The organism is Pseudomonas marginalis (genome assembly GCF_900105325.1).
Lineage (GTDB): Bacteria > Pseudomonadota > Gammaproteobacteria > Pseudomonadales > Pseudomonadaceae > Aquipseudomonas > Aquipseudomonas marginalis.
On the sequence record NZ_FNSU01000001.1, the window covers coordinates 1,010,671 to 1,033,476 of the forward strand.

Annotated in this window: 24 protein-coding genes; 13 read left to right on the forward strand and 11 right to left on the reverse strand. The window is 62.6% G+C overall.

What is annotated here, in order from left to right:
- Positions 1 to 195: 195 nt before the first annotated feature.
- Positions 196 to 339 carry a hypothetical protein gene (locus tag BLW22_RS34945; RefSeq protein ID WP_162844254.1) on the forward strand — a complete coding sequence of 48 codons (144 nt, stop codon included), beginning with the start codon at positions 196 to 198 and terminating at the stop codon, positions 337 to 339.
- On the opposite strand, the gene BLW22_RS04930 is transcribed toward BLW22_RS34945, so the two are convergent.
- Both BLW22_RS04930 and BLW22_RS04935 read right to left on the reverse strand, forming a co-directional pair.
- Positions 340 to 837, reverse strand: coding sequence for a hypothetical protein (locus BLW22_RS04930; RefSeq protein WP_065928202.1), 498 nt, complete (start codon positions 835 to 837; stop codon positions 340 to 342).
- Between the two features lie 82 nt (positions 838 to 919).
- A complete protein-coding gene (locus BLW22_RS04935; protein ID WP_065928201.1) occupies positions 920 to 1,099 on the reverse strand; it encodes a hypothetical protein in 180 nt (59 codons plus the stop codon).
- Between the two features lie 127 nt (positions 1,100 to 1,226).
- Between BLW22_RS04935 and BLW22_RS04940 the strand changes: the two genes are divergently transcribed.
- Both BLW22_RS04940 and BLW22_RS04945 read left to right on the forward strand, forming a co-directional pair.
- Positions 1,227 to 2,150 (forward strand): LysR substrate-binding domain-containing protein, encoded by a 924-nt coding sequence (locus BLW22_RS04940; protein ID WP_065928200.1) that lies wholly within the window; start codon positions 1,227 to 1,229, stop codon positions 2,148 to 2,150.
- A gap of 55 nt (positions 2,151 to 2,205) precedes the next feature.
- The gene (locus tag BLW22_RS04945) at positions 2,206 to 2,568 is read left to right on the forward strand and encodes a 5-carboxymethyl-2-hydroxymuconate Delta-isomerase (RefSeq protein ID WP_065928199.1); all 363 of its coding nucleotides are present in this window, start codon (positions 2,206 to 2,208) and stop codon (positions 2,566 to 2,568) included.
- Between the two features lie 15 nt (positions 2,569 to 2,583).
- On the opposite strand, the gene BLW22_RS04950 is transcribed toward BLW22_RS04945, so the two are convergent.
- The 4 genes from BLW22_RS04950 to BLW22_RS04965 all read right to left on the reverse strand — a co-directional run bounded on the left by BLW22_RS04950 (position 2,584) and on the right by BLW22_RS04965 (position 8,121).
- Positions 2,584 to 3,519 (reverse strand): LysR family transcriptional regulator, encoded by a 936-nt coding sequence (locus BLW22_RS04950; RefSeq protein WP_074844456.1) that lies wholly within the window; start codon positions 3,517 to 3,519, stop codon positions 2,584 to 2,586.
- A 137-nt stretch (positions 3,520 to 3,656) separates the two neighbouring features.
- Positions 3,657 to 4,844 carry a cyanate transporter gene (locus BLW22_RS04955; RefSeq protein ID WP_074844459.1) on the reverse strand — a complete coding sequence of 396 codons (1,188 nt, stop codon included), beginning with the start codon at positions 4,842 to 4,844 and terminating at the stop codon, positions 3,657 to 3,659.
- Positions 4,845 to 5,056: 212 nt separating this feature from the next.
- On the reverse strand, positions 5,057 to 6,499 hold the full coding sequence (locus tag BLW22_RS04960; RefSeq protein WP_065928196.1) for an aldehyde dehydrogenase family protein: 1,443 nt from the start codon (positions 6,497 to 6,499) through the stop codon (positions 5,057 to 5,059).
- The gene (locus BLW22_RS04965; RefSeq protein ID WP_074844462.1) at positions 6,496 to 8,121 is read right to left on the reverse strand and encodes a 5-guanidino-2-oxopentanoate decarboxylase; all 1,626 of its coding nucleotides are present in this window, start codon (positions 8,119 to 8,121) and stop codon (positions 6,496 to 6,498) included. Before BLW22_RS04965 ends, BLW22_RS04960 begins: the two co-directional genes overlap by 4 nt.
- Before the next feature lie 111 nt (positions 8,122 to 8,232).
- On the opposite strand from BLW22_RS04965, the gene BLW22_RS04970 reads away from it, so the two are divergent.
- Positions 8,233 to 9,114 (forward strand): LysR substrate-binding domain-containing protein, encoded by an 882-nt coding sequence (locus BLW22_RS04970; RefSeq protein ID WP_065947379.1) that lies wholly within the window; start codon positions 8,233 to 8,235, stop codon positions 9,112 to 9,114.
- 48 nt (positions 9,115 to 9,162) lie between these two features.
- On the opposite strand, the gene BLW22_RS04975 is transcribed toward BLW22_RS04970, so the two are convergent.
- A complete protein-coding gene (locus tag BLW22_RS04975) occupies positions 9,163 to 9,777 on the reverse strand; it encodes an NAD(P)-dependent oxidoreductase (RefSeq protein WP_065947380.1) in 615 nt (204 codons plus the stop codon).
- 34 nt (positions 9,778 to 9,811) lie between these two features.
- On the reverse strand, positions 9,812 to 10,675 hold the full coding sequence (locus tag BLW22_RS04980; protein WP_065928192.1) for an MBL fold metallo-hydrolase: 864 nt from the start codon (positions 10,673 to 10,675) through the stop codon (positions 9,812 to 9,814).
- Between the two features lie 107 nt (positions 10,676 to 10,782).
- On the opposite strand from BLW22_RS04980, the gene BLW22_RS04985 reads away from it, so the two are divergent.
- Both BLW22_RS04985 and BLW22_RS34950 read left to right on the forward strand, forming a co-directional pair.
- Positions 10,783 to 11,688: a LysR family transcriptional regulator gene (locus BLW22_RS04985; protein ID WP_065928191.1), complete on the forward strand. Its 906-nt coding sequence runs from the start codon at positions 10,783 to 10,785 to the stop codon at positions 11,686 to 11,688.
- Between the two features lie 100 nt (positions 11,689 to 11,788).
- Positions 11,789 to 11,965: a hypothetical protein gene (locus tag BLW22_RS34950; protein ID WP_162844255.1), complete on the forward strand. Its 177-nt coding sequence runs from the start codon at positions 11,789 to 11,791 to the stop codon at positions 11,963 to 11,965.
- Here the strand turns inward: BLW22_RS34950 and BLW22_RS04990 are convergent.
- A complete protein-coding gene (locus BLW22_RS04990) occupies positions 11,958 to 12,836 on the reverse strand; it encodes a helix-turn-helix domain-containing protein (protein ID WP_065947382.1) in 879 nt (292 codons plus the stop codon). The two genes, BLW22_RS34950 and BLW22_RS04990, sit on opposite strands and share 8 nt — an antisense overlap.
- A gap of 189 nt (positions 12,837 to 13,025) precedes the next feature.
- On the opposite strand from BLW22_RS04990, the gene pobA reads away from it, so the two are divergent.
- Both pobA and BLW22_RS05000 read left to right on the forward strand, forming a co-directional pair.
- On the forward strand, positions 13,026 to 14,210 hold the full coding sequence (gene pobA / locus BLW22_RS04995) for a 4-hydroxybenzoate 3-monooxygenase (RefSeq protein WP_174562733.1): 1,185 nt from the start codon (positions 13,026 to 13,028) through the stop codon (positions 14,208 to 14,210).
- 66 nt (positions 14,211 to 14,276) lie between these two features.
- Positions 14,277 to 15,794 (forward strand): MDR family MFS transporter, encoded by a 1,518-nt coding sequence (locus tag BLW22_RS05000; protein ID WP_065928188.1) that lies wholly within the window; start codon positions 14,277 to 14,279, stop codon positions 15,792 to 15,794.
- Positions 15,795 to 16,035: 241 nt separating this feature from the next.
- Here BLW22_RS05000 and BLW22_RS05005 read toward each other — a convergent pair whose 3' ends face one another.
- Positions 16,036 to 16,872 carry a cache domain-containing protein gene (locus BLW22_RS05005; protein WP_074844465.1) on the reverse strand — a complete coding sequence of 279 codons (837 nt, stop codon included), beginning with the start codon at positions 16,870 to 16,872 and terminating at the stop codon, positions 16,036 to 16,038.
- Positions 16,873 to 16,922: 50 nt separating this feature from the next.
- Positions 16,923 to 17,696, reverse strand: a complete 774-nt coding sequence (locus BLW22_RS05010) for a transporter substrate-binding domain-containing protein (RefSeq protein ID WP_065928186.1) — start codon at positions 17,694 to 17,696, stop codon at positions 16,923 to 16,925.
- A gap of 347 nt (positions 17,697 to 18,043) precedes the next feature.
- Between BLW22_RS05010 and BLW22_RS05015 the strand changes: the two genes are divergently transcribed.
- The 5 genes from BLW22_RS05015 to BLW22_RS05035 all read left to right on the forward strand — a co-directional run bounded on the left by BLW22_RS05015 (position 18,044) and on the right by BLW22_RS05035 (position 22,701).
- Entirely contained in the window at positions 18,044 to 19,414 is a 1,371-nt protein-coding gene (locus tag BLW22_RS05015; protein WP_074844471.1) for a glutamine synthetase family protein, read from the forward strand.
- A 101-nt stretch (positions 19,415 to 19,515) separates the two neighbouring features.
- Complete coding sequence (locus tag BLW22_RS05020; RefSeq protein ID WP_027604278.1) at positions 19,516 to 20,115, forward strand: class I SAM-dependent methyltransferase; 600 nt, start codon at positions 19,516 to 19,518, stop codon at positions 20,113 to 20,115.
- Positions 20,116 to 20,237: 122 nt separating this feature from the next.
- Complete coding sequence (gene rnd / locus BLW22_RS05025) at positions 20,238 to 21,371, forward strand: ribonuclease D (protein ID WP_065928184.1); 1,134 nt, start codon at positions 20,238 to 20,240, stop codon at positions 21,369 to 21,371.
- Entirely contained in the window at positions 21,368 to 21,661 is a 294-nt protein-coding gene (locus BLW22_RS05030; protein WP_027604276.1) for a YcgL domain-containing protein, read from the forward strand. Before rnd ends, BLW22_RS05030 begins: the two co-directional genes overlap by 4 nt.
- A gap of 107 nt (positions 21,662 to 21,768) precedes the next feature.
- Entirely contained in the window at positions 21,769 to 22,701 is a 933-nt protein-coding gene (locus BLW22_RS05035; RefSeq protein ID WP_027604275.1) for a D-2-hydroxyacid dehydrogenase, read from the forward strand.
- The last annotated feature ends 105 nt before the right edge of the window (positions 22,702 to 22,806 follow it).

A 22,806-nucleotide genomic window follows, 5' to 3' on the forward strand; every position in this document is an offset into this window, starting at 1 on the left:
GGTTTTGTGTCTCCAGCGTTCTTTTAAGTGCTTGTTTCGCGTAAGACCGAGGATAGTGGCTGACACATTTAGAAATGAAAAGTGAAAAATATGGATTGATTAATGTCTGTTGGTTATGAATTTGCGCGCCTTTCAAAGATCCCGCTCTGTTCTATGCTGGAAGGTATGACCCATTCTTACGGAAGGGAGATGGCTATGGGCAATGAACCGAAGCGCCAAGATGAGCCGGAGCATGAGCAACCCCGGCGACATGAAGAGGAAAAACCCCAGACCTGGAAGCACCCGGACGACGGCACTGAGCTGTCCGAGCGGGATCAGGAGCGTCCGCTCAAGCCCTGATCAATGTTCGGCCGGGGCTAAAAAGCACCCTTGACGGGCCATGAACTGCCTCCACGAAGGGCTCTCCGTGGGGGCGGGTGTTACCTGGGTCGGGGTTTCGAATTCCGCCAGCGCGGCGCCGGTATCGGCATTGATCACCTTAACGCGACACCACCCACTGTCGGCGTCGGCAATCCCGCCTTTGAGCAAGTAGCGCTCTTGGGCGGCGAACTGGGTGTTGAACTCAATCACACAGCGCCGGCCGGCGCTTGCCAGGCCCGACACGATCAAGTGCAGCGGTTGGTCGGCGGCGATGTCCACGTAACCGTCGGGGCGCGAAGTACTGCTGTGCACCGCAAACAGTGCGGTTTCCTTACTCGGCGTTCCCACCCTGCCTTGCAGGCATTCATGATCCGTCGAAACGCTGACAGACAGCCATTCGTTGTAGCTGGCGTGGGTGCTCAACTCACTTTTGAGCTGTGCTCGCGGGCCTTCGAGCGGTGCCTTGTAGGGCGTCATGGCGGTACATCCGGCCAGTAACAGCGGTAGTGCGATGTTGCGGATGTTTATCAAGGCAATAGCATCCAGTTCAAAGAGGGGGCTATGAAACCAGCAACGAAACAGGAAAACCCGAAGCCAGCATCAGGTACGCCACCACTGCCGCCAGGCACAGGCCGACAAACACCCGCAATAAGGTGCGGACGGTGGGGCGGGTGACAAAGCGGATAAGCCAGAGGCAGAACCCGGCCACCAGAATGGGCAGGCCAAAAATGACCAGCACGGTAGTGTTCCTGCGACGTTCGAGCGCTGTTTATAGTCCCAAAGCCGCGTGATGAACAGTGTGCACATAGACGCGGCCGGCCCGGCTTTCTAAACTGCGGCTTGTCTTGGGCTAGGGGCAGGCGCCGATGAATCGCAATGAATTACGCAAGGCCGACATCAACCTGATGGTGGTCTTCGAAGCACTGATGCTCGAGCGCAATGTGACGCGAGTGGCCGAGAAGCTGTTTCTCGGCCAGCCGACCATCAGTTCGGCCCTCAACCGTCTGCGTACCTTGTTCAACGACCCGCTGTTCATTCGCGTCGGCCATCGCATGGAACCTACCGCGCGCGCCGAGGAAATCATCCAGCACCTGTCGCCCGCCCTGGACTCACTGTCGTCGGCCTTGAGCCTGACCCACGATTTCGACCCGTCCGTCAGCACCATGACCTTTCGCATCGGACTGTCCGACGACGTCGAGTTCGGCCTGTTGCCACCGTTGCTGCGCGCCTTGCGCCAGGAAGCGCCGCAGGTGGTGTTCGTGGTGCAGCACGTGGACTATTGGCGGATTCCCGATCTGCTGGCGTCCGGCGATATTACCGTCGGCATCACCCAGACCCGTGGCCTGCCGGCGAATGCCAAGCGCAAGTTGCTGCGCCACATTCGTCCGCGACTGCTGCGCGCCGATGCCTCGGACACCCCGCTGACCCTCGATGAATATTGCTCGCGCCCCCATGTGCTGGTGTCCCACACCGCCAACGTGTCCGGGTTTGCCGATGAGTGGCTGGCGGAAATCGGCCGCAAGCGCCATGTGGTGTTGTCGGTGCCGCAATACAGCGCATTGCCCGCGCTGCTGGCCGGGACCGACTTGATTGCCAGCCTGCCGGACTACACGGCCGAGGCCATGGCGGTGTCGGGCAACCTGTTCTGCGAGCCGTTTCCGTTCGAGACGCCGACCCTGGATTTGTCCATGGTCTGGCTCAGTCATGTGGACACCGACCCGGCCGAACGCTGGGTGCGTTCGCGGCTGGAAGCGTTCATGAGCGATCGAGGTCAGGCGAACAAGGCCTGAGGCTTTTATCCGTGCTATATCTACAGACTTTCCTACGAATGACTCGGAGTCATCCATGCCACACCTGCACTTGGAATACACCGCCAACCTGACAAGCCTGGCCGTCGAGAAAACCCTGTTGCGGCTCAACAATGTGCTGATGGCGTCCGGGCAGTTCGGTTCCGAGTTCGATATCAAAAGCCGCGCTGTGAAGCTCGAGAGTTTTCAGGTGGGCACCTCCCTCAACCCACGCGGTTTCATCGCGGTGAAGCTGTCACTGCTCAGCGGGCGGTCGCCGCAGGTCAAGCAACAATTGTCGCAAAGCCTGCTGGCAGCGTTGCAGGATCTGGGCGACTGGCCGGCGGATCTACAGGTTCAGCTCAGCGTCCAGCTGGTCGACATGGATCGCGACTCCTACAGCAAAGTCGCCATCGGCTAATCCTCGCCACAGAAGTTAGAGTAATCCCTGATCCGCACACACCTTCACCACCTGTTCACGAAACCAGGTATTGGCACTGTCCTGTTCACTGCTTTCACTCCACTGCATATCCAGGGTGAACCCCGGCAATCCGTTGGGGGCCTCGCAGTGGCCGAACACCGTCGCCGGTGCCAGCAGTTTCTGCACGCGGCGCGGCAGGGTGACGATGAAGTCGGTGCCGGTGATCATCTTCAGCGCCGCGCTGTAGCTGTTGGCGCGGGCGATCACCTGGCGCTTGTGGGCCTGGCGCGCCAGCCAGCCGTCGATCATGTTGGTGTCGGAGGTCCATGGCGTGGGGAACACGTGGCGCCGCTCGACGAACGATTGCAGGCTGAATGCCGGCTCGCGCGGTGCCGAGCGTTTATCGAAGACGCACACCAGATCGTCCTCCAGCAGCATCTGGGTCTTGAAGTCTTTATGGGCGCGGTGAAAGTGCGGTCCGAAGCAGATCACCAGATCCAGACGGCCCTCGCGCAGGTCGTCGGCGGGGATGTCGGCTTCCAGTTTCTGCACATTGACGATCACCGGCAGGTCGGCGCGGTCGAAATGCTTCAACAGGCGCGGCAGGATCAGTTGTTCGAAGTACTCCGGCGCGCAGACATTGAAGGTCACGGCCTTCTGGGTCGGGTCGAAGGCCTGGCCACCGGCGTGGCACAGGTTGATGCTTTCGAGGATCTTCTGCACATGGGCGTACATGGTAGTGGCCTTGTAAGTAGGCCGCATGCCCGCCCGCGTGTTGATAAACAGCTCGTCTTCAAAACTGGTCCGCAGTTTCTTCAGGCTGTAGCTCACGGTGGACTGGCTGACGAACAGCGTTTCTGACACGTCGGTAACGCTGCTCTGGTCATAGACGGCGATAAACACCATCAAGTCCTGCATATCGAGTTTTCTGAGCAAGTTACTGTTTAACATCGGTTTCGTCCGTAAACCCCATGTACCGAAGTCAGTACAAGACAGCGCGAAAGCTTAACGGAACGGCCGTGCCAATAGAAAGCTCTGTAGGGCGTTTCAATGTTTTGCGTGGGACAAATACTGTTTGCAACACGACGTCAGCGAATATGTTGTGCGTAATGCCTTGGGTTGAAGCGCGTGACGATCAGCAGCATCACCACGACCACCGCCGTCAACGACCACCAGGCCCATTCGAAGCTGCCCAGCTGGTCACGGATCATCCCGGCGATCAGCGGCGACAGGCCGGCAATCAGGTAGCCGATGCCCTGCACGAATGCGGTAAGGCTCCCCGCGCGACGCGGGTTGTCGAGGTGGTCGAGGGACAGGATCAGGCTCATCGGGAACAACCCGCCGATACCCAGCCCCAGCAGGCACGGCCACAGCAAACTGAGGTGTTGCGGGCTGAGGATCAGGCCGCAGAACCCGAGGATGATCAGCCCCAGCAACACCGCCACCACCCCGCGTTTATCCCGGCGGCGGTTGGCGATGGCCGGCGCGACCAGGCCGGACACCACCTCCATCGCGGTCAGGAAACCCAGCAACAAACCGGCATTCTGTTCGCTCCAGCCTTGCTCCACGTAGTACGGCGCCAGCCACGCCAGCACGCAGGTGTAGGACGCCGTACCGAGGCCGAAAAAGATCGCCAGCAACCAGGCGCGGCCGTTGCCGAAAAACGATTCCTGAGGGCCGGCGGCGGCTTGGGGCAACGGTGGCAACACCGAGCGCTGGGCGTACCAGAACACCAGGGCCAGTAACGCCAGAAACGCCCAGATCGCCAGGCCGATGCGCCAGCTGCCGGTCTGCACCTGCACGAAGGGGGAGAACGCTGCCGCCAGCGCCGCGCCGCCCATGATAGCGGTGACGTAGAGGCCCATGAACAACGACACGTTGTCGCTGAACCGCGACTTGATCAGCGCCGGCATCAACGCCTGGATCATGGCGATGCCCACACCGGCGGCAATCGCGCTGACGATCAATTCCAGAGCCGAATCCAGGAACAGCCGCGACAACGTCGCCACGCCAATCACCAGCAGTGACAGCACAATGCTGCGGTGCTCGCCAACGCGCTTGGCCAGGCCCATGCCAAAGAACATCGCCAGGCCCATGGCCATGACCGGCAACATGGTCAGCAACGCCGCGCTGCTGAAACTCAACGGCACGTCGCCGCGAATCGACGACAACAACGGCCCCACGGCGGCCATCGACGGCCGCAGGTTAAGGGCGACCAGCACGACGCTGATCATCAGCCACACGGCGGTGGTGGGTTTTGCCTGAACGTTTTCCATGGGCCTGCCTTGAATGAACAAGGGCGAATCAGGCCACGCATGGGGGAGGGGGGCAAATGAGAAAGTCGCAGGGGCTATCTAAAAATTGCGGTTAACTGAAACACCGCAAGTCAAAGTGTGAGAGCGGGCAAGCCCGCTCACCACAGTTACAGTGTTCCTCCTTAACTGACTGGCATTAGGTGCAAGCTCCCTCCCATATTTGTTCTGCGTCGTCAGATAGACCGGATCACATGTTTGATCTCCTGAAACGCCGCCAGGCCCCACGGCCCCAGCTCACGGCCGATACTGCTCTGCTTGTAACCACCCCACGCCGTCTGCGGGAAGATCACCTGCGGGGCGTTGATCCACACCAACCCGGCCTGCAAGGCATTCGCCACGCGTTCGGTGGTCTCGACGCTACGGCTGACCACGCTGGCCACCAGGCCGAAATCGCTGTCGTTGGCCAGGGCAATGGCCTCTTCCTCAGTGGCAAAAGGTCGTACACACAGCACCGGGCCGAAGATTTCTTCGTTCCACAATGCACTGTCCAATGGCACGTCGGTAAACACGGTTGGGCGAATGAAGTAGCCCTTCGCCAGGTTCGCCGGGCGTTCGCCGCCACACACCAATCGCGCGCCAGCCTCAATGCCCCGTTGGATATGCCCCAGCACCCGCTGATACTGCACGCGGTTGATCAACGCGCCCATTTCCACGTCGTCGGCAAATGGGTCGGCGACGCGAATTGCTTCAGCCCGTGCCTGCAAGCGTTGCAGGAATTCATCCGCCAGGCTGTCGGCCACCAGCACGCGGCTGGTGGCGGAACACATTTGCCCGGCGTTGAAAAAACCACCGCCACACGCCAGCTCCACCGCCAGGTCGAGGTCGGCATCCGCCAGTACCAGCAGCGAAGATTTACCGCCTAATTCCAGGCTCACGCCCTTGATGGTTTCCGCTGCACGTTGCATCACCTGCACCCCCACGGCGTTGCTGCCGGTGAAGGAAATCTTCGCCACGCGACGGTCTGCCGCCAGCGGTGCACCAACGGCCAAGCCGGTGCCGCAGACCAGGTTGAACACCCCCGCCGGGCAGCCCGCGTCAGCGATGATTTGCGCCAACTGCAACTCCGCCAAGGGCGTGACTTCCGAGGGCTTGAGCACCACGCAGCAACCGGCGGCAAGGGCCGGGGCGAGTTTCCAGGCGGTGGTGACCATCGGGAAATTCCACGGCACGATCAGCCCCACCACGCCGCACGGCTCACGGCGCAGGCGCGCGCTGAAGTCATCGCTGGGCAGCGCCACCGGGCGGTCCTGGCCGGCGTCCATGTCGTCGGCGATACCGGCGTAGTACTCGAACGTGGCGATCACGTCGTCCACATCGATGCCGGCTTCAAACAGCGGCTTGCCGTTGTTGCTCGATTGCAGGTGCATCAACTGTTCGCGCTGCGCGCTGACGCCTTGGGCGATTTTGCGCAGCAGGCTGGCGCGATCACGGCCGCTACTTTTCGACCAGTCGATAAAGGCCGCGCTGGCTGCATCCACGGCCTCGGTCACGGCCTGCCCATCGCCGACGCTGACACGGGCCAGGGTCGCCTCGGTGGCCGGGTTGATCACCTCCAGCACGTCATGGCCGGCACGCCATGCGCCGTCGATATACACACCGTTCATTACTGCGCTCATACCGCTGGCTCCTGCATCCATAGGTCCTGGTCGATCTCAATCAGCGTCGGCCCCGGGCGATCGGCGGCGGCGCGCAAGGCGCTGCGCAGCTGTGCAACGCTGTGAGCGCTGTCGGCAGCACTGCCGAGGGCCTTGGCCACGCCGATAAAATCCGGGGTGTAGATGTCTACGCCGACCGGTTCGATGGCGCGGTTGAGCATGTATTTCTTGATCTCTTCATATCCCTGGTTATTCCACAGCAGCACGATGATCGGCGTGCGCGCTTCCACTGCGCTGGCCAGTTCCGGCAGGGTGAATTGCAGCCCGCCGTCACCAATCAAACACACCACCGGTTGCCCATCGCCACGGCCCAACCAGGCGCCGATGGCGGCCGGCAGGGCGTAGCCCAAGGTGCCGTAGCCGGTGGAGGAATTGAACCAGCGGCGCGGGTGATCGAGGTTCAGGGTCAGGTTGCCGCTGTACACCGGTTGGGTCGAATCGCCCACCAGCACGGCGCCCGGCAGTGCCTCCAGCACCGTATTGAGGAACAGGGTTTGCGCGCGGGTGGCGGCGTCCCAGGTGGGGGTCAGTTCGGCCCACAACCGGGCGACGCGCTGAGCGCCCCAGTCGATGTGGCGGGGGCCCAGCGGCGTGCGGTTCAAGTCGGCCAGCAAGGCATCGGCGGCGATCCTTGCGTCGGCCACCAAGGCGAGATGCGGCGGGTAGTTGCGCACGGTCTGGTCGGGGTCGATATCAATGCGTAGCAGCGCGCCGGGTATCTCGAAGCCACCGGCGAAGGTCACGTCGTAGTCGGTCTCGGCCAGCTCGGTGCCGATGGCCAGCACCACATCGGCCTCGGCCACCAGCGCGCGGGTAGCGACCAGGGACTGAGTCGAGCCTATCAGCAGCGGATGCTCGGAAGGCAGCATGCCCTTCGCATTGATGGTCAGGGCCACCGGCGCGCCGAGGGCTTCGGCCAGGCGGGTCAATTCGGCGGCCGCCTCAATCGCGCCGCCACCGGCCAGGATCAGCGGGCGTTTGGCGGCGGCGAGCAACTGGCTCATCTGCTTGACCGCCGCCGGTGCCGCACCGGCACGGGCGATGCTGACCGGTTGACTGCCGAGCAGTGCATCGGCGTTTTCCACCAGCACATCCAATGGAATCTCGATATGCACCGGGCGCGGCCTGCCGGCCTGGAACAACGCAAACGCCCGCGCCAGCACGGCGGGCAACTCCGCTGCCGACATCAAGGTATGGGAGAACGCCGCCACGCCGGCCATCATCGCGCCCTGGTTCGGCAGCTCATGCAACTTGCCGCGCCCGCCGCCCAACTGGCTGCGCGATTGCACGCTGGAAATCACCAGCATCGGGATCGAGTCGGCGTAGGCCTGGCCCATGGCGGTGGTGATATTGGTCATGCCCGGGCCGGTGATGATGAAACACACGCCCGGTTTGCCACGGGTGCGCGCGTAGCCGTCGGCCATAAAGCCGGCGCCCTGTTCGTGGCGCGGGGTGACGTGGCGGATGCTCGAGCGGGCCAGGCCGCGATACAGCTCCACGGTGTGCACGCCGGGAATACCAAACACCTGGTCCACGCCGTAGCTTTCCAGGAGGTTGACCAATACTTCGCCACAGGTCGCCATAGGTGTCGCTCTTGTTATGGATTCGTGGCGGTATTGGAACGGCTGGCCCGTAGCGGCAACAATCGATAAAAAGTCATACTAGCCATGTCCTCACGTCATGGCTGCGCCCTTATGAAACGCCTTCCGCCCCTGCCCGCGCTGCATACCTTCTGGGTCACGGCCCAGTGCTGCAACTTCACCCGCGCCGCCGAGCAACTGCATATCACACAAGGTGCGGTGAGCCGGCAGATCGCCGGGCTGGAGAGCCATTTGGGCTACGCCTTGTTCCAGCGCCAGGCACGGGGGTTGAGCCTGACCGAAGAAGGTCGCGAGTGGTCGCAACGGGTGCAGCAGGTGTTTGGCCTGCTCGGTGACGCGGTGGAGCAGATCGGCAATCGCCGCCATACCCTGCAAATCAAGGCCTCCACCTGCGTAATGCGCTGGTTGTTGCCGCGCCTGATGCAATGGCAGCGGGAGCGCCCGGACGTTCCGGTGGAACTCACCACCACCGTGGCCTACAGCGTGGATTTTCGTCGCGAGCAATTCGACGCGGCGGTGATCTATGCGCCCATCGCCGAGCAATCGGCCGAGGCGCGGCATTTGTTCGATGAGCAACTCACCCCGGTCTGCGCACCGGCGCTGCTCGCCGGTTTGCACACCCCGGCGGACTTGCAGCAACAGGTGCTGTTGCACCCCACGCGGGATGAGCGCGATTGGGCGCGCTGGCTCCAGGCGGCGGATACGCGGTTGAGCAACGTGAGCCAGGGGCATCATTTCGAGACGTTGGACTTGGCGATGAACGTGGCCTCCCAGGGCTCCGGGGTGGCGATGGGCGACAGTGCGTTGATGGGCGAGGATCTCAAGGCGGGGCGCTTGGCGATGCCGTTTGAACTGCGGGTACCGACGGGGAAGGGGTACTACCTGGTGTATCCGCCGGGGACGGTGCCGTCGGCAGGGCTTGAAGCGCTGATGAACTGGCTGGTTGATCAGGCAACCTCCGCGAAAATCCCGTAGCAGCTGCCTCGCTTGCGCTCGGCAGCTGCTACGGGAGTGGGAGGGAGGTCAGTAACCGACGGTGAAGCGCTGGCGCGAGTGCTTCGGTGTTTCCACTTCATCGAGCATGGCGATGGCGTAGTCGGCAAAGCTGATCGAGCTGCTACCGTCACTGCTCACCAGCAAGTCATCCTGGCCCAGACGGAATTTACCGGTGCGCTGGGTGCCATCGAACAAGGCCGACGGCGACAGGAACGTCCAATCCAGGTCCTTTTCCTGACGCAGCACGTCGAGAAACGCGGCCCCTGCACTGGCTTCGGCTTTGTATTCCGCCGGGAAGCCCTCGCTGTCGATCACACGCCCGCCACCGGGCAGCAGCAACGAACCGGCGCCGCCCACCACCAACAGGCGTTTCACCCCGGCTTTTTTTACCGGGCCGATCACGGCGCTGGCGGGCAGGGTGGCGAAATGTGCCGCGCTGATCACCACATCGCTGCCGCTGATGGCTTGTTCCAGGGCATTGGCATCCAGTGCATCAACCTGCTTGACGGTGACGCCGGGGCGTACAGCCAGCTTGTCGGTGTTACGCGCGATAGCCACCACGCTATGCCCACGACGCAGGGCTTCTTCCAGCAATTGGCTGCCGGCACGGCCGGTGGCCCCAATGATTGCGATCTTGCTCATGATGTTCTCCAGTACGGTCAGGGTTTAAAGGCATTCACCACTTCATTTCGCCCTTGGCGACTTTGGCGCTCAGTTCCAGCGAGCTTTCGTCGGCGAGGGTGGGGTAGCGCTTTTTCATGGCCGCGATCAGGGCGGCGGCGTCCTTGGCCTTGGCGGTTTCTACGTCGAAGGCCTTGATGTAGTCGGCAGTAAAGGCCACGGCTTGCGGTGACGGCGTGCCCAGGTAGTGGCCAGGAATCACCGTGCGTGGCTTCAACTGTTCGATGCGTTGCAGGGTCGCAAGCCAGTCTTTATGGGATTGCGCGCTTTGAGTGTCGGCCATCCACAGGTGAATGTTTTGCGCGACCACCACGCCCCCGACCACGGCCTTGATCGACGGGATCCACACGAAGCTGCGGTCCGGCTGCGGGCCATCCAGGCCGATCACCTCCAACTGCTGCCCTTCAAGGGTCAGGCTGTGGCCTTGCAGCACCTGGGGCACGATGGTTTTGCCCGGTTTGTCGGCACCCATTTTCGGGCCCCAGAACTCAAGTTTGCCGGCCACGGTGGCGTTGATATGGTCGACCACCGGTTGCGGCGCCAGCACCTTGGCGTCGGGGAACGCGGCCGTCAGGGTGTCGAGGCCGAAGTAGTAATCCGGGTCGCCATGGCTGATGTAGATGGTGGTCAGGTGTTTGCCGCTGGCGCGGATCTTCTGCACCAGTTGCTCGGCCTGGCCCTTGCCGAATTGCGCGTCCACCAGGATCGCGTCTTTGGCACCGCTGACCAGCACCGAGCTGACCGGGAAGATCGCCGCCTCGCCCGGGTTGTAGACATCCAGGGTCAGGTCGGCCGCCGCTGCATGGCCGGCAAACGCCAAGGCAGCGGTGAAGGTCAAGCGCTTGAGGGTTGAGAACATCGGGCAGCTCCAGCAGTGGATTCAAAGGATGCACAGAGCTTAGTTGCACTAAACCGAACTAAAAATGCGATGCTGGGACATAGTTTGTTTCTGAAATCGGGCAAATCATGGATCGTCTTCAAGCAATGCGCGTGTTTGTCACGGTGGTGGACCTGGGCAGTCAGTCCGCCGCCGCCGACCATCTGGACCTGTCGCGCCCGGTAGTGTCGCGTTACCTGGCCGAGTTGGAAGACTGGGTCGGCGCGCGCCTGTTGCACCGCACCACGCGCAAACTCAGCCTTACGGCGGCCGGTGGCGAAACCCTGCCACGCTGTCGGCAACTCCTGGAGTTGTGCGGTGATATGCAGGCCGCCGTCAGTGAGCCTGATAAGGCGCCCCGTGGCCTGTTGCGCCTGAGTGTCAGCACCTCGTTCGGCCAGGCGCAATTGGCCGAGGCCATTGCCGAGTACGTCAAGCGCTATCCCCTGGTGACCATTGACCTGCAAATGCTCGACCGCACGGTGAACCTGGTGGACGAGCGCATCGACCTGGCCATCCGCACCAGCAACGACCTGGACCCCAACCTGATCGCGCGGCGCCTGACGGTCTGTCGCTCCGTGGTGTGCGCAACCCCGGCCTACCTGTTGGAGCACCCGGCGCCGCAGAAAGTCGAGGACCTGGCCCGGCACAACTGCCTGACCCATTCGTACTTCGGCAAAAGCCTGTGGCATTTCGAGGAGCACGGCGAGCACGTCTCGGTGCCGGTGCACGGCAATATCACCGCTAACGAAGCCAGTACGTTGTTACGCGTGACGCTGGCCGGCGCGGGTGTGGCGATGCTGCCCAGCTACCAGGCCGGCGATCACATCCGCCGTGGTGAACTGGTACGTCTGCTACCCGAGGCCGAACCCCGGCAGATGAACATCTACGCGGTCTATGCGTCACGCAAACACATGCCTTCGGCGCTGCGCAGCCTGCTGGATTTCCTGGTGGTGAGGTTCCCCGAGGAGCCGGTGTGGGATAGGTGTCTTTAGGGCGACATAACCCTGTTGAATGTCGCCCAATAATGGCAACTCGCCCTGGTTGACCTATGCTTTAAACAGCACCCTGTAGATCCGCTCAGAGGTCTGTGCCATGAGCATTAAAACCCGCAAATACCTGATGATTTTCTTCCTCTGCGCCTTGGCGACCGGCCTGTATGGCACCGCCGCCTACCGCGTGGAGCAGACCCGGATGCAGCCGACCTTTGCGATCAGCTGCCATCAGGACCAATGCGTTCCCCACACCGGCAGTTTCAGTGCACTCAGGTAGACGGCTGTTCGGCCTTGAGTTGCTCGCGAAACGCCTTGGGTGAGAACCCGACCCGTCGGCGGAACAGCCGAGAGAAGTTGGTCGGGTCGGAAAAACCCAGTACTTCCGACATTTCGTTGATGGTCATGCTGGTGTAGGTCAGCAGGCGCTTGGCCTCGAGTAATTGACGGTCATGCATGATCTGCAAGGCAGGCTGCCCGCCCAGTTCCCGACACGTCCCATTCAGGTGTGAGACCGAGATACCCAGTTTGTGGGCCAGATCCTCAATCTTCGGGTGTTCCCGATAGTGCTGTTCAACCAATTGCGTAAAGCGCCGGAAATACTCGCGGCCCCTTGGCGCGCGCGGGTGGCGACGCTGGATGGCCTGGCGGCTGATCCACACCAGCAGCACACTGACCAGCGCGTGCATCAGCATGTCCCGGGCCGGTTGGTCGTCGGCGTATTCGTCCTGCAGGCGGGCGAACTGGCTGTTGAGGTAATCACTGTCCTTGCCCGCCGGGTAGCTGCCCAGGGTCTGCAAACCGCCTGCCGTTGCGCCCAGTTGGGCTTGCAAGTGGCTGACCAGCGGTGCCGCCAGGGTGACTACATAGCCTTCGACATCTTCGGCAAAGCGAAACCCATGCACGCACAACGGCGGCAATACCTGCAGCGTGGCTTCGTTGAGGGTGGTGCGCTGGCCTTCGATTTCCAACTCGGCCTGGCCTTTGTGCACGTACAGCAGTTGGCACAGATCCGCGTGCCGGTGGGGCTGGATTTCCCACTGGTATTCCCGACTGCGCCGGGAAATGGTTTCGCAGTGCAACAAATCGGGGGTCGGCCATTGCTGGCTTTCTCCGTAAAGCTTGAAGACCGGAATCGCGGTGTTGGTCATGGTTTCAATCCGATACTCAGGACAGTGGTGCGGTAATCGCCCAAATTGGCAAAAAGCGCAGGTTTTGTCGCAGTTTTCACCTTCTTATACTGCGCACTCAAGTGAAAACTGTCAGCCACAAGATCAATGACAACTCTTTCACTCGATCCGTTCGGGTGGAACTTGCGGGCGATAAAAATAATGAAAACCCTGAAAACCCAAGTCGCCATTATCGGCGCCGGTCCCTCCGGACTCTTGCTCGGCCAGCTGTTGCACAACGCCGGTATCCAGACCCTGATCCTGGAGCGCCAGAGTGCCGACTACGTACAAGGCCGTATCCGCGCCGGGGTGCTGGAACAAGGCATGGTCAACCTGCTGCGCGAGGCGGGCGTGAGCCAGCGCATGGATGCCGAAGGCCTGGTACATGATGGCTTCGAGCTGGCGCTGGACGGTCAACTGACCCACATCGACCTCAAGGCGCTGACCGGCGGCCAATCGGTGATGATCTACGGCCAGACCGAAGTCACCCGCGACCTCATGGCCGCCCGCGCCGCCGCTGGCGCCACCACGCTGTATGAAGCGCGCGACGTGCAGCCCCATGATCTTAAAAGTGATCGACCCTGGCTGACGTTCGAGCATCAGGGCCAGGCGTTTCGCCTGGAGTGCGACTACATCGCCGGTTGTGATGGGTTCCACGGTGTGGCGCGCCAGTCGATCCCGGCTGAATCGCTGAAGGTGTTCGAGCGTGTCTACCCCTTCGGTTGGCTGGGCATCCTTGCCGACACCCCGCCGGTGCACGCGGAACTGGTGTACGCCAAGCATTCACGGGGCTTTGCGCTGTGCAGCATGCGTTCACCGACGCGCAGCCGCTATTACCTGCAAGTGCCGGCCGAGGAGCCGGTAGGCGAATGGTCGGACGAACGCTTCTGGGCGGAACTGAAAACCCGGCTGCCCAACGCTTTGGCTGAACAACTGGTCACCGGCCCCTCCATCGAAAAAAGCATCGCGCCCCTGCGCAGTTTTGTGGTGGAACCGATGCAGTACGGGCGCCTGTTCCTGCTCGGCGATGCGGCCCATATCGTGCCGCCCACCGGGGCCAAGGGCTTGAACCTGGCGGCCAGCGACGTGAGCACCCTGTTCCGGATTTTGCTCAAGGTGTATGGCGAGGGGCGCGTGGACTTGCTCGAACGTTATTCCGCCATTTGCCTGCGCCGGGTGTGGAAGGCCGAACGGTTTTCCTGGTGGATGACCTCGATGTTGCATCAATTCCCTGAGTCCGACGGATTCAGCCAGCGCATTGCCCAGAGCGAGCTGGAGTACTTCATCCACTCCGAAGCCGGGCGCCAGACCATCGCGGAAAATTACGTCGGACTTCCTTACGAGCCTATCGAATAGCCTGCTATCGTATCGAGCATTCCCGCGGGCTGCCTTTTCCCGCGGGCCCTGCTCGAAGGTTCTGCCGTGACTCAGCTCAATCAGCCCGCGCCACCGCTCCCCGCGGTGCGCAGTATTCTCGCCTCATTGATGATGGCGATCTTCCTCGGTGCCCTGGACCAGACCATTGTCGCCGTGTCCATGCCCGCCATCTCCGCGCAATTCCACGACGTCAACCTGCTGGCCTGGGTCATCTCCGGTTATATGGTGGCGATGACGGTGGCGGTGCCGATCTACGGCAAGCTCGGCGACCTCTACGGGCGGCGGCCGATGATGCTGATCGGCATGGGCCTGTTCACCGTCGCTTCGTTGTTCTGCGGCATGGCCCAGAGCATGGAGCAACTGGTGCTGGCGCGGGTGCTGCAGGGCATCGGCGCCGGCGGAATGATCTCGGTGAGCCAGGCGATCATCGGCGACATCATCCCGCCCCGTGAGCGCGGGCGCTATCAGGGCTATTTCAGCAGCATGTACGCAGTGGCCAGCGTGGCCGGGCCGGTGTTGGGCGGCTACATGACCGAGTATTTATCCTGGCGCTGGGTGTTCCTGATCAACCTGCCGCTGGGCGCCGGTGCCTGGTACGTGGCCCATCGCACCCTGGTGGGGCTGCCGGCGCCGCAACGCAAGCCGATCATCGATTACCTCGGCACGGTGCTGATGATCATCGGCCTCACCGCCTTGCTGTTGGGCATCACCGAAATCGGCCAGGGCCATCATTGGCGTGACAGCCAGGTGTTGGGGCTGCTGGCCTGTGCCCTGGTGGCATTGACCCTGTTCGTCTGGCACGAGCGCCGCGCCCGCGAGCCGTTGCTGCCGATGCACCTGTTTGCCAACCGCAGCGCGGTGCTGTGCTGGTGCACGATTTTCTTTACCAGCTTCCAGGCGATCTCCCTGACGGTGCTGATGCCCCTGCGCTTTCAGACAGTGACCGGCGGCGGTGCCGACAGCGCCGCCTTGCATTTGCTGCCCCTGGCGATGGGCCTGCCCATCGGCGCCTATTGCGCCGGGCGCATGACCTCGGTGACAGGGCGTTACAAACCGATGATTCTCAGCGGCGCGCTGTTAAGCCCGCTGGCGATCCTGGGCATGGCCTACAGTGCGCCCCAGGATATGCTGCTGACCGGCGTATTCATGTTGCTGTGCGGGATCGCCGCCGGCATGCAGTTTCCCACCTCCCTGGTGGGGGCGCAGAACTCGGTGGAGCAACGGGACATCGGCGTTGCTACCAGCACCACCAACCTGTTCCGCTCCCTGGGCGGCGCGGTGGGGGTGGCGTGCATGTCGGCGTTGCTGCTGGCGTTGTTGCAGGACTCCAGCTTCGCCCATCTGGCCAGCGGTGCGCTGGTGGCCGAAGGCGGTTCCGGCAACGTGCTGCTTGACGGCCTGAACGCCGCGCCAGGCCCGGCGCAGGATGCCCTGCGCGGGGAGCTGGGGGTGACGTTCCGGCATTTGCTGCTGGTGAGTGCGGGGGTGTCGCTGCTGGGGTTGGCGGCGGCGATCGCGATGCCCAATCGCGTGCTGCGCGGGCGGGAAGACAAAACTCGCTGACTGACACAATAGAGACCTAATGTGGGAGGGGGCTTACCCCGGAGGCCATGGGTATCTACACAACTTTTCAGCCCCTGACAAATCTCCCTGTGGCGAGCGGGCTTGTCTCTGAAAATTGTGTAGATACCCATGCCCTGATGGCGGTGGTTCAGTTGGAACATCTTCGACTGACACACTGCCATCGGTGGCAAGTCGAATCGTCGCACCGCCCCTCCCACATTTGAATGCATTCCAGTTCAGATCAGGGGCTGTAGTAACCCACCGCAACCATGAAATGCCCGCTCTTGCGGATATACGCATGCTTGTTCTCGACCTTGCCCGTCACCGGGTTCTTCCAACGGTATTTGTATTCTCCCTGGTCCTGCTCGGCCATCAGCTTGAGGATCGGCTCGCCCACCGGCTTGCCGTCGGGGTCCTTGATCTTGCTGAAATCGGTGTTGATCAGTCGCAGGTTGGTGCCATGGGCCACGTAACGCTGGGTGTTCAAGTCCACCACAAACACATAGAGGTCATCCTGCAGGAAACCGCCCTGCAATGAGTTGATGGCCTTGAGCGTGCCGGCTTCATCCTTCACCAACGCGTTCACCGCCTTGTTGCGCAGGGCCCGGGCCTGTTCCGGGGTGGCGCGCGGCAGGTAATAACCCACAGCGAGGATGCGCTGGCCGACGCGCTTGTAAAACACATGCTTGTGCTCGACCTTGCCGTCGTTCCAGTTCTGCCAGCGGTAGTCGGCCTGTTGGATACCCTGGCCTTCCGGCACCTTGAGCGCGTCCTTGAATGACTGGCGCAACTCCGGCCCGAGTACCTCGGACACATCGCGGCCGATCAGGGCGGAGGAGGGCCCGCCACTGGCCAGCAGCACGCCCTGGGTATCGACCACGAACACATAGCGGTCGTGGTCGATGAACTCGCCCTGGCGGCTGAACGCCGCAAAGGCCTTGTCACCGTTGGTCTGGTAGTAGGCCAGGGCTTTTCCCAGCAAGGCCTTGGCGGCCTGGGCGTCCTCACCCGGCGTGTCGGCGTGCACCTGGCTGAAACACAACAGCAGCAGCCAGGTGGCGCGGAGCAATCCCTTCATGTTCCGTCCCTCGTTCTTATTGATGTGACCACAGCGTAGACGGCCATGGCTCAGGGCGCCGCCAACCATTGGCTGACGATGCCGTCGTAGACGCCGGTGGCCACGCTCAGGTGCAACCACTGGTCGACATAGCTCTTCCACGCCACATCATCGCGGGGCAGCAGGAAGGCTTTTTCGCTGTACTGCATCTGCCGCTCCGGGTTGACCGCGCACAACCCGGGCTTTTGCTTCTGCTGGTAACGCGCCTCGCTGGCGTCGGTGATCATCACGTCGGCCTTGCCGGCCAGCAGTTCGTCGAAGATGGTCACGTTGTCGTGCAGGCGGATTTGCGCCTGGCCCAGATGGGCGCGAGCGAAGACTTCGTTGGTGCCGCCCGCCGGTTCGATCACGCGCACCTGGGGCTGGTTGATCTGCTCCACGGTCTGGTAACGCTTGACGTCGGCGCAACGCACCAGCGGAATCTTGCCGTCGACCCCGAGGGACTGGCTGAAGAAGGCTTTTTTCTGGCGTTCCAGGGACACCGAAATCCCGCCCACGGCAATGTCGCAGCGCTGGGCGAGGAAGTCCGGCATCAGGGTTTTCCAGGTGGTGGGCACCCACTGGATCCTGGCATTAAGGCTCTTGGCCAGGGACTCGGCCATGGCAATGTCGATGCCTTCATAGCCGCCATCGGCGCGCAACGAGGTGTAGGGCTTGTAGTCGCCGGTGGTGCAGACGCTGAGGGTGCCGCGCTCAAGCACCTGGTCAAGGCGCGAGGGGGCGGTGTCGGCCAGGGCGGAGGTGGCCAGGCTTACCAGTACGCACAGGGTTATCGTTGTTTTCATGCGATCGAGTCCTTGGGGCATGCTCGCGGGCGGTCATTATTTCCAGCAGCAAGGCCAGGTAGCAAGGGGCGTTGAATGTTTAGCCAAGTCGCAACCAAACTCCATCAACCCTGAATTTAAACACCTATGCGGGCGTGTGACGCTGGGCGCATCTCTATCATTGTGATCCACCCATGGGCGGCTCTTCCGACACTCACCCTGCGACACTGCCCTCCGAGCTCGCCTTCTGGGCCCTGTTCCACTGCCGCCACGCGCGCCCGCCAGACTCCCTTCTCCTACGCTGATTTACCCCACGGATGACGCACCCTTGTGCGCGCCTGCCTGAAACAAACGTACGAGAACCCCCCATGAGTGTTTTTGCCAGCCTGCACGAAGCCCACGCCTTCCTTGAACAGCATCCGGACATCGAGATGTTCGAGCTGTTTATCCTCGACAACAACGGCGTGCCGCGCGGCAAGTTGCTGCACCGCGACGAATTGCTGGCGGTGTATGAAAGCGGGCGGCCGCTGCCCAGCACCATCCTCGGCCTGACCATCAATGGCGACGATGTGGAAAATTCCGGGCTGGTGTGGGAAGTGGGCGATATCGACTGCCGCGCCTACCCGATCAGCGGCAGTTTGCAGCGCATGCCGTGGCGGCTGATCCCGACCGCTGCGGTGCAGGTCAGCATGCACCCCACCGAAGGCCTGCCCGCCACCGTGGCCGACCCCCGGCATTTGCTGGCCAAGGTGATCGAGGGCCTGAACGCCGACGGTTATTACCCGGTAATGGCGGCGGAGCTGGAGTTCTACCTGCTCGACCAGAAGCCCGACGGCAATGGCCGCCCGCAACCCGCACGGGACGTGGACGGCGGGCGCCCACGCGCAACCCAGGTCTACGGCCTGCGTGAGCTGGAGCAGATCGAACCGTTCCTCGCCGACCTTTACAGCGCCTGCAAACTGCAAGGCATTCCGGCGCGCACGGCGATCTCCGAATACGCCCCGGGCCAGGTGGAAATCACCCTGGAACACCGCGCCGACGCCCTGCAAGCCATGGACGAAGCGGTGCGCTACAAGCGCCTGGTCAAGGGCGTGGCGCACAAACACGGCATGGCTGCGTGCTTCATGGCCAAGCCGTTCGATGACCTGGCGGGCACCGGCATGCACATGCACGTCAGCCTGGCCGACGCCGAGGGCAACAACCTGTTCGCCAGTGAAGCCGCCGACGGCACGCCACTGCTGCGCCACGCAGTGGGGGGCATGCTCAGCACCCTGCTCGATTCACTGCTGATGTTCTGCCCCAACGCCAACTCCTATCGCCGTTTCCAAACCAACAGCTATGCGCCGCTGGCCGCCACCTGGGGCGTGGACAACCGCACCGTCAGCCTGCGGGTGCCGGGTGGTCCGGCCCATTCCCGGCATATCGAACACCGCATTTGCGGCGCCGATGCCAACCCTTACCTGGCGGCGGCCGCGATCCTGGCGGGCATCCACCGTGGCCTTCGCGAACAACGCGACCCCGGTGCCCCGGTGGAAGGCAACGGCTACGCCCAGGCCAAGGCGTTGCTGCCCACCGATTGGCTCACCACCCTGCGCGCACTGGAGGCTTCAAGCTGGGCGCGGGAGGCGTTCGGCAGCGAGTTCCTGGGCGTGTACCTGGCGGTGAAACATGCTGAATACCGCCAGTTCATGGGCGAGGTGGGCGAGCAGGACTGGCGTTGGTATCTGCATCAGGCGTGATGGTTTTTACGCTGGTGAGGGCTTCGACCTTTTTTTCACGTTGCAAGGGTTAAGCTGCGAATCAAGGTCGTTCACTACCGTTTCAGTCACATGAGCCTGCGATGTCGCCACAACCTCCTTCTTCCATCGAGATCGAATACGCCGAACGCTGTGGCCTTGAGCACGCCAGGGTCTGCGGTGACACGCGCCCGCCCGGTCTGCGCCAGCGCCTGGCGTCATGGCGCGACGAGTGGTTGGTGCGCCAGGCGCTCAAGGTCGCTGGCGAGCCGGGGCTGATCCTGGACCTGGCCTGCGGCTCGGGGCGCTTCTGGCCGGTGTTGGCCGAGCACGTCAACCGCGTGATCCTGGCCTCGGACAATTCCCAGGACATGCTCGACCACGCCCGTAGCCACCATCCGCCGTCATTGCTCAAGCGCGTCAAGACCTTTCAGGGCTCGGCATTTTCCATCGGTTTGTCGGCGAATGCGGTGGATTGCATTTTCTGCCTGGAGTTGTTTCGTCATGTGCCCAGCAGCGAAGGGCGCATGGCGTTGCTGCGCGAGTTTCACCGGGTCAGCCGCGACACGGTGATTGTCTCGGTACCCTCGCGTACCGCCGTGGAAGAGGAATTTCGCCAGGCCGGGTTCAAGGTCTTGAGTCAGCAGGAATTCATGCCGGGCTCCAGCCTGTGGCGGGTCTACGTTCTTCGTAAGAAAGGATAACTCCCACTTGTCGGACTATTCTTCATCTCCTGTCTGAGTTTTCATGGTTGCCTGTGCACTGCGGATGCTCGCTAGCCCCGTTCGCGATATATACTGCGCGCCATTCTTCAAGGGAGAGCCGTGTGGCCATCGATATTCACTGGATCTGCGACAACGATAGCCTCGGCCAGCATTGCGCCGAATGGCAGCAGTTGCCATTCGTCGCCCTCGACACCGAATTCATGCGGGTCGACACCTTTTATCCAATTGCCGGGCTGATCCAGATCGGTGATGGCGTACGCGCTTACCTGATCGATCCCCTGACCATCGACAACTGGCAACCCCTGGCCGCGTTGCTGGAGAACCCGGCGGTGATCAAGGTGGTGCACGCCTGCAGCGAAGACCTTGAGGTGTTGCTGCGCCTGACCGGCAGCCTGCCGGTGCCGTTGTTCGACACCCAATTGGCCGCCGCCTATCTGAACCTCGGCTTCTCCATGGGCTACTCGCGCCTGGTGCAAGCCGTGCTCGATATCGAGTTGCCCAAGGGCGAGACCCGTTCGGACTGGCTGCAGCGGCCATTGTCCGAGACCCAGGTGAGCTACGCCGCCGAAGACGCCGTGCACCTGGCCGAGGTCTACATTCGCCTGCGCCCGCGCTTGTCGGATGATAAATACGCCTGGGTCCTGGAAGACGGTGCCGAACTGGTTGCCAACCTGCGCCGCGAAGTCGACCCGTACGAGGTCTACCGTGACGCCAAGCTGGCGTGGAAACTCTCCCGTGCCCAGCTTGCCGTATTGCGTGAACTCTGCGCCTGGCGCGAGCAGCAGGCCCGCGCCCGCGACCTGCCGCGCAACCGCATCATTCGCGAACACTCGCTGTGGCCCCTGGCCAAGTCCCAGCCGGACAACCTCGCCGCCCTGGGCAAGATCGAAGACATGCACCCGCGTACCGTGCGCCAGGATGGCCAGTTCCTGTTGGACCTGATCAAGCGTGCCGGCAGCGTGTCCATGGACCAGTGGCCGCCGGCCGTGGCTGAACCGCTGCCGGTGGACGCCGCCACGTTGATCAAGCAACTGCGCGCCCTCGGCCAGACATTCGCCGAGCGCCTGGAGATGGCGCCGGAACTGATGCTGCGCAAGAAAACCCTCGAAGCCCTGGTTAAAAGTGGCTTCCCCGATGGGCCTTACCAATTGCCAGACTCGCTGCGTGGCTGGCGCCGCGAGTTGATGGGCCAGGCGCTGCTCGACAGCCTGGCCCCTGCCGGAGAACAGCCTTGAAACGTATTTGCTCCATCTATCGCAGCCTGAAAAAAGACGGCATGTACCTCTACGTGCTCAAAAGCGACGCCCTGGAGCGCGTGCCGGAGCCCTTGATGGCGGCGTTCGGCAAACCGCACCACGCCTTCGACATGGTGCTGACGCCGGAGCGCAAGTTGTCCCGCGAAGACATCATCGTGGTGCTGGAAAACCTCGACAAGCAGGGCTATCACCTGCAAATGCCGCCGGCCGAGGACGAGTACATCGAGCACCTGCCCGAAGAGCTGCTGCGTCGCAACGACCCGATGTGATCGGGCAGTGCCTCGCCCGGGGCACAGGTTTCAATGGAATCGTATTAGTGGGCGGTGGCCGTAGGGAAGCGGGCGGCCGTCTGCACTGTTTTTGAAAGGTTTGAACCATGCGTGTTCTGATTGCTGAACAGGATCACCCGCTCTACGCCCAATTGCTCAATGACGCGGCGCCGGACCTGGAGGTGCTCACCAGCGGCGACTCGGCCGAGCTGTCGCGCCTGGCCGCCGATTGCCCGGTATGGCTGGGCCAGCCGGACCTGTTGGCGACGCTGTTGCGCCAGGGACACCAGCCGCAGTGGCTGCAATCGACCTGGGCCGGCATTACGCCGCTGCTGGCCGAAGGCTTGCCCCGCGACTATCGCCTGACCCGCGCCGTCGGTATTTTTGGCCAGGTCATGGCCGAATTTGTCCTCACCTACATGCTGGGCCACGAGCGCGAAGTACTGGCGCGACTGGTCAGCCAGGTCGAGCGCAAGTGGGACAGCCGCACCGGCCAGAGCCTGGCGGGGCGCAAGGCGTTGATCGTGGGTACCGGTGACATCGGCCAGCGTGTCGCCGAGTTTCTCGTGCCGTTCGGCGTCAAGCTGTACGGCATCGCCAGCACTGCGCGGGAACAAGCGCCGTTTATCGAAGTGGCCGGGCTCGACCAACTGGGCCGGTTGGTGGGGGAGGTGGACTACGTGATCAACCTGCTGCCCAACACACCGAACACCCATGACCTGTACGACGCAGCGCTGTTCAAGCAGTTCAAGCCGACCGGTTTGTTCATCAACGTCGGGCGCGGTGTGGCGGTGGTGGATGCCGATCTGGTCGAGGCCCTGAAAGAAGGGCACCTGGCCGGCGCGGTGATCGACGTGTGCCGCCAGGAACCGTTGCCGCAGCGCCACCCGTTCTGGACCGCCTGGGGCCTTCTGTTGACCGGGCACAGCTCCGCACCGACCTCGCCGCCGATGATGGTGGAGCTGTTCCTGGAAAACCTGCGCGCGTACAAGGCCAAGCAAGCCTTGCGCGGGGAAGTGGATTTCGAGCGCGGTTACTGAGGCGGCGCGGGGAGAAAGTGTGGGAGGGGGCTTGCTCCCGATAGCAGAGTGTCAGTCACTGTATCTATTGACTGAACCACCGCTATCGGGGGCAAGCCCCCTCCC

Bases quoted from the DNA above. Each gene is read 5' to 3' on its own strand.
- BLW22_RS34945 (WP_162844254.1), top strand. From the start codon at position 196: ATGGGCAATGAACCGAAGCGCCAAGATGAGCCGGAGCATGAGCAACCC.
- BLW22_RS04930 (WP_065928202.1), bottom strand. From the start codon at position 837: ATGACGCCCTACAAGGCACCGCTCGAAGGCCCGCGAGCACAGCTCAAA.
- BLW22_RS04940 (WP_065928200.1), top strand. From the start codon at position 1,227: ATGAATCGCAATGAATTACGCAAGGCCGACATCAACCTGATGGTGGTC.
- BLW22_RS04945 (WP_065928199.1), top strand. From the start codon at position 2,206: ATGCCACACCTGCACTTGGAATACACCGCCAACCTGACAAGCCTGGCC.
- BLW22_RS04950 (WP_074844456.1), bottom strand. From the start codon at position 3,519: ATGTTAAACAGTAACTTGCTCAGAAAACTCGATATGCAGGACTTGATG.
- BLW22_RS04955 (WP_074844459.1), bottom strand. From the start codon at position 4,844: ATGGAAAACGTTCAGGCAAAACCCACCACCGCCGTGTGGCTGATGATC.
- BLW22_RS04960 (WP_065928196.1), bottom strand. From the start codon at position 6,499: ATGAGCGCAGTAATGAACGGTGTGTATATCGACGGCGCATGGCGTGCC.
- BLW22_RS04965 (WP_074844462.1), bottom strand. From the start codon at position 8,121: ATGGCGACCTGTGGCGAAGTATTGGTCAACCTCCTGGAAAGCTACGGC.
- BLW22_RS04970 (WP_065947379.1), top strand. From the start codon at position 8,233: ATGAAACGCCTTCCGCCCCTGCCCGCGCTGCATACCTTCTGGGTCACG.
- BLW22_RS04975 (WP_065947380.1), bottom strand. From the start codon at position 9,777: ATGAGCAAGATCGCAATCATTGGGGCCACCGGCCGTGCCGGCAGCCAA.
- BLW22_RS04980 (WP_065928192.1), bottom strand. From the start codon at position 10,675: ATGTTCTCAACCCTCAAGCGCTTGACCTTCACCGCTGCCTTGGCGTTT.
- BLW22_RS04985 (WP_065928191.1), top strand. From the start codon at position 10,783: ATGGATCGTCTTCAAGCAATGCGCGTGTTTGTCACGGTGGTGGACCTG.
- BLW22_RS34950 (WP_162844255.1), top strand. From the start codon at position 11,789: ATGAGCATTAAAACCCGCAAATACCTGATGATTTTCTTCCTCTGCGCC.
- BLW22_RS04990 (WP_065947382.1), bottom strand. From the start codon at position 12,836: ATGACCAACACCGCGATTCCGGTCTTCAAGCTTTACGGAGAAAGCCAG.
- BLW22_RS05005 (WP_074844465.1), bottom strand. From the start codon at position 16,872: ATGAAGGGATTGCTCCGCGCCACCTGGCTGCTGCTGTTGTGTTTCAGC.
- BLW22_RS05010 (WP_065928186.1), bottom strand. From the start codon at position 17,696: ATGAAAACAACGATAACCCTGTGCGTACTGGTAAGCCTGGCCACCTCC.
- BLW22_RS05015 (WP_074844471.1), top strand. From the start codon at position 18,044: ATGAGTGTTTTTGCCAGCCTGCACGAAGCCCACGCCTTCCTTGAACAG.
- BLW22_RS05020 (WP_027604278.1), top strand. From the start codon at position 19,516: ATGTCGCCACAACCTCCTTCTTCCATCGAGATCGAATACGCCGAACGC.
- BLW22_RS05035 (WP_027604275.1), top strand. From the start codon at position 21,769: ATGCGTGTTCTGATTGCTGAACAGGATCACCCGCTCTACGCCCAATTG.